The organism is Herbaspirillum sp. UBA812, assembly GCF_002296545.1.
Taxonomy (GTDB): domain Bacteria; phylum Pseudomonadota; class Gammaproteobacteria; order Burkholderiales; family Burkholderiaceae_D; genus Herbaspirillum; species Herbaspirillum huttiense.
In genome coordinates this window covers 1-1,025 of the sequence record NZ_DBIC01000209.1, presented here as the reverse complement: position 1 = coordinate 1,025, position 1,025 = coordinate 1, and the positions used below count along the sequence as shown (strand labels likewise).

Genomic DNA, 1,025 nt, shown 5'->3' with positions numbered 1-1,025 from the left:
GACATCGTGGAAAACCCCAAGAAGATCAAGATCATCGAACTGGATGCCGCCCAGCTGCCGCGTTCGCTGGATGACTTCGATGCTGCCGTCATCAACGGCAACTACGCCGAATCGGCCGGCCTGTCGCCGACCAAGGATGCGATCGCCGTGGAAGCCTCCACCGGTCCCTACGCCAACGTGATCGCCGTGCGCATCGCCGACAAGGACAAGCCCTGGGTCGCCAAGCTGGTCAAGGCTTACCACAGCCCGGAAGTGAAGAAGTTCGTGCTGGAAAAGTACAAGGGTTCCGTGATCACCTCCTGGTAATCCGCAACGCCTGACTTGCCTGCATCAACGAAAAGGCCAGCTCATCGAGCTGGCCTTTTTCATTGGGCGGGAATTTTCCGCCAACCGGTGATCCCTCAAAAACTTAGTTTCTGACATCCGGTTTCTAAGTTTTCCGGAAAGCAAAACTTAGTTTCAACGCCCCCGATGATCCGGAGCGTCTCGCCAGTCGTAGTCCTCGTCGTCTTCCTCTTCATCCTCGGCCTGCAGGGCATCGGGATTGTCGGTGGACTGATAGGTCGCCAGCAGCTCGGCACGCGACTGCGGCGTTTCCAGCGAGATGCGGCCCAGTGCGCCGCTGCGGTAATCCTGCAGGAAGGTGTGCGCGGCCTTCTCGAAATCGTATTCGCCTCCCTTCAGACGGAAGCCACGCTTGGCCGCCACGCCCTCCACCACGGCTACGCCGTCCATGCCTTCGGTATTGAAGCCATAACGCGCCTTGAGCAACTGCGGATAGCGCTGCAGCAGCAGGTCGGCCAGGAAGGTCGCCACTTCCTCTTCGATCAGCGCATTGCTGCCCACCGCATGGCTGGCCGCCAGCATCAGGCCATCGCTGGGATGTTCGATCTTGGGCCAGAGCATACCGGGGGTATCGGTGAGCACCATGTTGTTGCCCAGGTAGAGACGCTGCTGGGTCTTGGTCACGGCCGGCTCATCGCCGACGGCGGCCACGCGCTTTTTCAGCAGCGCATTCATCAGGG

General features: G+C 60.1%; 2 protein-coding genes. One reads left to right on the top strand and one right to left on the bottom strand.

Translation table 11 applies throughout. From position 1 onward, the window contains the following. Positions 1-306: MetQ/NlpA family ABC transporter substrate-binding protein (locus B3873_RS13695; protein ID WP_286866689.1), on the top strand; the 306-nt coding region annotated here is incomplete at its 5' end. 153 nt (positions 307-459) lie between these two features. On the opposite strand, the gene B3873_RS13690 is transcribed toward B3873_RS13695, so the two are convergent. Then, positions 460-1,025: YlqF/YawG family GTPase (locus B3873_RS13690; RefSeq protein ID WP_286866688.1), on the bottom strand; the 566-nt coding region annotated here is incomplete at its 5' end.